The organism is Microbacterium sp. Bi128, assembly GCF_918698205.1.
Genome location: NZ_CAKKMM010000287.1, coordinates 1 through 5170, shown reverse-complemented (window position 1 = coordinate 5170; position 5170 = coordinate 1). Strand labels below are relative to the sequence as shown.

3 protein-coding genes and 1 pseudogene are annotated in these 5170 nt (G+C 71.1%); all 4 read left to right on the top strand.

Features of this window, described 5'->3' with window-relative positions; all coding sequences use genetic code 11:
• Nucleotides 1-2636 (top strand): RNase adapter RapZ (gene rapZ / locus LQV45_RS35810; RefSeq protein ID WP_374208234.1); only part of this gene is annotated, 2636 nt, incomplete at its 5' end.
• A complete protein-coding gene (gene yvcK / locus LQV45_RS17185) occupies nt 2636-3655 on the top strand; it encodes a uridine diphosphate-N-acetylglucosamine-binding protein YvcK (RefSeq protein ID WP_230008068.1) in 1020 nt (339 codons plus the stop codon). The genes rapZ and yvcK, both read left to right, overlap by 1 nt.
• A 10-nt stretch (nt 3656-3665) precedes the next feature.
• A pseudogene (gene whiA, locus LQV45_RS17180) lies at nt 3666-4574 on the top strand (DNA-binding protein WhiA); the annotation flags it as partial.
• Nucleotides 4575-4592: 18 nt separating this feature from the next.
• Nucleotides 4593-5170: aquaporin (locus LQV45_RS17175; protein ID WP_230008069.1), on the top strand; the 578-nt coding region annotated here is incomplete at its 3' end.

Genomic DNA, 5170 nt, shown 5'->3' with positions numbered 1-5170 from the left:
GTTCCACCCCCGTCTCAGAGCTGATCTTCCTGGAGGGCAGCCGCATCTCGCGGGCGCCGTGGCAGATTCCGCAGCGCGTGCGCGGCTGGAGCGTGACGCTCGCCGGCGGCCAGAGCACCGGCGGCGTGACTGACGTTCCGCACGGGCGAGAGATGCTCATCGGCCGGTCCCCTCACGCCGATCTGAGCCTTCCGACCGAAAGTGCGTCATGGGACCACTGCCGCCTGCGCCGGGAGGAGGACGGGCTGCGGGTGTTCGATGGCGGGTCCACGAACGGCACCCTCGTCAATGGCGAGCCGGTGGGGGAGGACGGGGTCCTGGTGACCGAAACCGCCACGATCACGGCGGGCGGCGCGGTGCTCCTCCTGCGCCGGTCCCTGGACGAGACGCCCGCCCCGCCGCCTGGCAGCCTGCACAACCTCACGCCGGCGGCGACAGCGCCCTTCAACCGGCCTCCCCGCCCCGGGCAGACCCCGGCGGGCGAGCCCCTGGTCCCGCCGAGCCGCAAGGACGTGCCGCCGGCCAGCAAATTCAGCTACATCACGGTGCTCGCGCCCCTCGTGATGGCGGCGGCGATGGTCTTGATCCTGCGGGACTTGCGCTTCGCGATGTTCGCCATGCTCAGCCCGGTCATGGGCGTGGGCATGTGGTTCGAACAAAAGCGCCGTCACGCCCGGGGCCTCAAAGAAGAGGACGAGCGCTTCGCCGGGGCGCTCCAAGGATTCGAGCGGCAGATCCGCGAAGCCGCAGCGACGGAGACCGCACGACGCCATCGGATGATCCCCGATCCCGCGACCGTAGTCCGGCGCCCCGCACTCCCCGCCACGTCCTTGTGGCAGCGCCGCGCCGACGCGGACGACTTCCTGGCCCTGCACGCCGGCACAGGTGACGTCCCCTGGAAGCCCGAGGTGGACCGCACAGCCGGGTCGCGGCTGGATGAGAAGGTGAAGGACTCCCTCGCGGCCGCGCGCCTTCAGGCCGCGCCCGTGCTCGTGGACCTGACCGACGCCGGTGTGGTGGGTATCGTCGGGCCGCGGGAGGGGACTCTGGCGCTCGCGCGATCCCTCCTGGCCCAGGCCGCGGTGCACGTCGGCCCAGCCGACCTGACCATCGGCGTCTTCTGCGACGCCGGACGCGCTGACGAGTGGGAGTGGGCTTCATGGCTGCCGCACACGCGCCAGGCCGGCAGCAGCACGGGCGAGCGGTGGATGTCCGCGGACCGCGAGGCGAGCCTGGCCATGCTGCGCACGCTCAAGGACGCTGTGCAGGAGCTGCCCACACCAGCGATGCTGGTGGTCCTGGACTCCGAGGTCCTCACGGAGGGCAGGGACTCACCGGCACGCGCGCTGCTCGGCACGGGCCGCTCCGTGCCCGGGGCCCATGGGAGCCCGCAGCGGCGCCCGTCCCGGGTGGCGGGCATCGTCATCGCGACTTCGGAGGAACAGTTGCCGGCCTCCTGCACCACGATCATCAGGGTCGGTTCGGACGCAGCGGCCACTGTGGACCAGCCGGAGGACCTGACCCGCGTGGAGGACGTCATCCTGGCGGGCCTGGACCAGGAGGAGGCCCTTCGCTGCGCAATGCGCGTGGCGCACTTCGACGATCCGGAGCTGAGCGTGCCCGGGGCCTCGCTGCCCCCGCTTGTGCGGCTGCCCGGGCTCCTCGGCTACGACCGCCCGGACTCGACCACGATCCGTCGCATGTGGCAGGCTCCCACCGGAGTCTCCACGCCGATCGGCACAGGGGAGAACGGTACCCTGACCCTGGACCTGGTCAAGGACGGCCCGCACGGCCTGGTGGGCGGCACCACCGGCTCCGGCAAGTCCGAGTTCCTCCGCTCGCTTGTGGCCGGCCTCGCGGCACGCAACGATCCGACGCGCCTGAACTTTATCCTCGTCGACTTCAAAGGCGGGGCCGCCTTCAAGGCATGCGAACGCCTTCCGCACACCATCGGCACGATCTCCAATCTGGACGAGCAGCTCGCCGACCGGGCCCTCCGCGCCCTGGAAGCCACCGGCGTGAGCTTCCGCGTCCTGTTCCTCGACGCCAACGACGACGTCCTGGTGCGCCGCTTCGAGCAGGGCCGCAGGCCCCACCCGCTCCAGGGCGGCGGCCGGATCCTCGACGGCATCGCCGCCGAACGCGAGCTGGTCCGTGAATTGAAGGACACCGCCGACATCGTCCTGGACACGTCCTCCCTCAACGTCCATGGCCTCGCCACCGCCATCACCGAACTCTTCAGCGAGACCGGGCCGGTGGCGCTGCGGCTGAACGTCATGAGCTTTGGCTTTAAGTACGGGCTGCCGGTGGACGCCAACTTCGTGGCCGATGCCCGCTTCATCCCCAACCCGCACTGGGTGCCGCAGTTGCGCCCGCACACCGGACTGGACAAGGACGTCAGCGACTACGTGCTGGAGGCCCAGGGCGTCAGCGACTTCGTGGAACGCTACGTCCTGGCCCTTGAACCTGTCCTGGACGGGTACCGCCGGGAGAACAAGCACTACGCCACCATCGCCGTGGGCTGCACCGGCGGCAAGCACCGCTCCGTGGCGGTCGCCGTCGAGCTCTCACGGAGGCTGGCGCAGTATCCGCGCGTCACGGTGACCACGACGCACCGGGACCTGGGCCGCGAGTAATGGCGCTGCTGACCGGCCCGCTGCCCCTTGTCCCGCCCGCCAGCGCGGCCTTCGCCAGCCAGCAGGACAAAGGCCCCTCCGTCGTCGCGCTCGGCGGCGGCCACGGCCTCTCCGCCTCGCTGTCGGCCCTGCGCCTGCTGACCTCCGAACTCACCGCGGTCGTCACGGTCGCGGACGACGGCGGATCCTCCGGCCGGCTCCGCGAAGAGTACGGCGTCCTGCCGCCCGGTGATCTCCGGATGGCCCTGTCCGCGCTGTGCGACGACACCGACTGGGGCCGCACGTGGCGCGATGTCATGCAGCACCGCTTCGCCCCCGGCAAAGGCCGCGGCGGCTCCCTCGATGAGCACGCGATGGGCAACCTCCTGATCGTCACGCTCTGGGAGCTCCTGGGCGACACCGTCGCAGGCCTGAAGTGGGCCGGCGCCCTGCTCGGCGCGCGCGGCGAAGTCCTGCCGATGTCCAGCGTCCCGCTGACCATCGAGGGCCAGGTCCGGGTCACCGCCCCGGACGGCGCGACGGCACTGCAGACCCTCACCGGCCAGGCCAAGTGCGCGGTGGCAGGGTCCCTGGAGCACGTCCGGCTCCTGCCTGAGAACGCTCCGGCCTGCACCGAGGCACTGACGGCGATCGAGCTGGCCGACTGGGTGATCCTCGGGCCAGGCTCCTGGTACACGTCCGTGCTGCCGCACCTGTTGCTGCCCGAGATGCGCGAGGCCCTCGCCAACACCGCTGCCCGCCGGTGCCTGACCATGAACCTGGCCACAGATACCAAGGAGACGGCCGGCATGTCCGCCGCCGACCACCTCCGGGTGCTGCGCGAATACGCGCCGGAGTTCACGATCGACGTCATCCTGGCCGACCCGGCGTCGGTGCAGAACATGCCCGACTTCGAGGCGGCGGCAGGAATGCTCGGTGCCGAGGTGGTCTTGGGTAAAGTGGGGGCGTCTGGTCGCCGTCCGGTCCACGATCCGTTGCGGCTGGCGACGGCGTATCACGATATTTTCGGGAATAGTTAGGAAAGGTGCCATGGCACTGACAGCATCAGTCAAGGAAGAACTTTCCCGTCTGGATATCAAGAAGTCCTCAGTCCGCAAGGCCGAGGTATCGGCGATGCTCCGCTTCGCCGGCGGGCTGCACATTATCTCGGGCCGGATAGTGATCGAGGCCGAAGTCGACCTCGCATCGACCGCCCGGCGGCTGCGCGCCGCCATCGCCGAGGTGTACGGCCACCAGAGCGAGATCATCGTGGTCTCCGGCGGCGGCCTGCGCCGCGGCAGCCGCTACGTGGTGCGGGTGGTGCGCGACGGTGAGGCCCTCGCCCGCCAGACCGGGCTCCTGGACGCGCGGGGGCGCCCCGTGCGCGGCCTTCCGTCGGTAGTGGTGAACGGCTCCGCCGCGGACGCCGAAGCTGTCTGGCGCGGCGCGTTCCTGGTCCACGGCTCGCTCACCGAGCCCGGCCGCTCCTCGGCCATGGAAGTCACCTGCCCCGGCCCCGAATCGGCCCTGGCCCTCGTCGGCGCGGCCCGCCGCCTGGGCATCCAGGCCAAGGCCCGCGAGGTCAGGGGTGTGGACCGCGTGGTGATCCGCGACGGTGACACGATCGCCGCGCTGCTGACGCGCATGGGCGCCCACGACGCGCTGATGGTCTGGGAGGAACGCCGCATGCGCAAGGAAGTCCGCGCCACGGCCAACCGGCTCGCCAACTTCGATGACGCGAACCTGCGCCGTTCCGCGCAGGCCGCCGTGGCCGCCGGTGCCCGGGTGGACCGCGCCCTGGAAATCCTGGGCGACGACGTCCCGGACCACCTGAAGTATGCCGGTGAGCTCCGGGTCGCGCACAAACAGGCCAGCCTGGACGAGCTGGGCCGGCTCGCCGACCCCGTCATGACCAAGGACGCCATCGCCGGCCGGATCCGGCTTGCCCACGCCGCCGCTTACATCGGCGCGCAGCTGGTGGGCGCCGTGCTCGGGGCCGTCGCCCTGTACGGCGTCCTGCGCACCGTGCCGACCATCAACGACTCCCAGGGCGCATTCGCCACCGTGGCCGCCGGATTCGGCGAGCACTCGATCATCCAGGTGCCCATGGCAGGCGTCCTGCTCGTGGAGGTCCTCGGCACGGCACTGCTCGTGGCCATCTTCCTTGCCACGACCGCCCGCCGGAATCCGGCCAGGGCGGCTGCGCCCTTCGCGGTCGGCCTGACGACGGCGATGCTCCTGCAGTTGGGCCAGGCCCTCGGCAATGTGCCGTTCAACCCGGCCCGGGCAACGGCGGCGGCCATCTTCAGCGGCCCGGACGCGCTCGGGCAGCTGTGGCTCTTCTGGGTGGCACCGGTGGTCGGTGCGGCCATCGCCGGGCTGGTTTTCCGCGGCTTCGTGCAGTCGGCCCGGACCAGTGGACAGGCCAGTGACGCTGCCACTGCCGCGGTCACCGACCAGCCCGCCGCCCAGACCGACGGAAAGCTCACGGAAGCCGATGTGGATGGCGCCGATTTCGACGACGCCGGGCTGGCCGACGTCACGGCCACCACCGC

Excerpts from the sequence above, each read along its gene's own strand:
- yvcK (WP_230008068.1), top strand. The coding sequence starts at position 2,636 with ATGGCGCTGCTGACCGGCCCGCTGCCCCTTGTCCCGCCCGCCAGCGCG.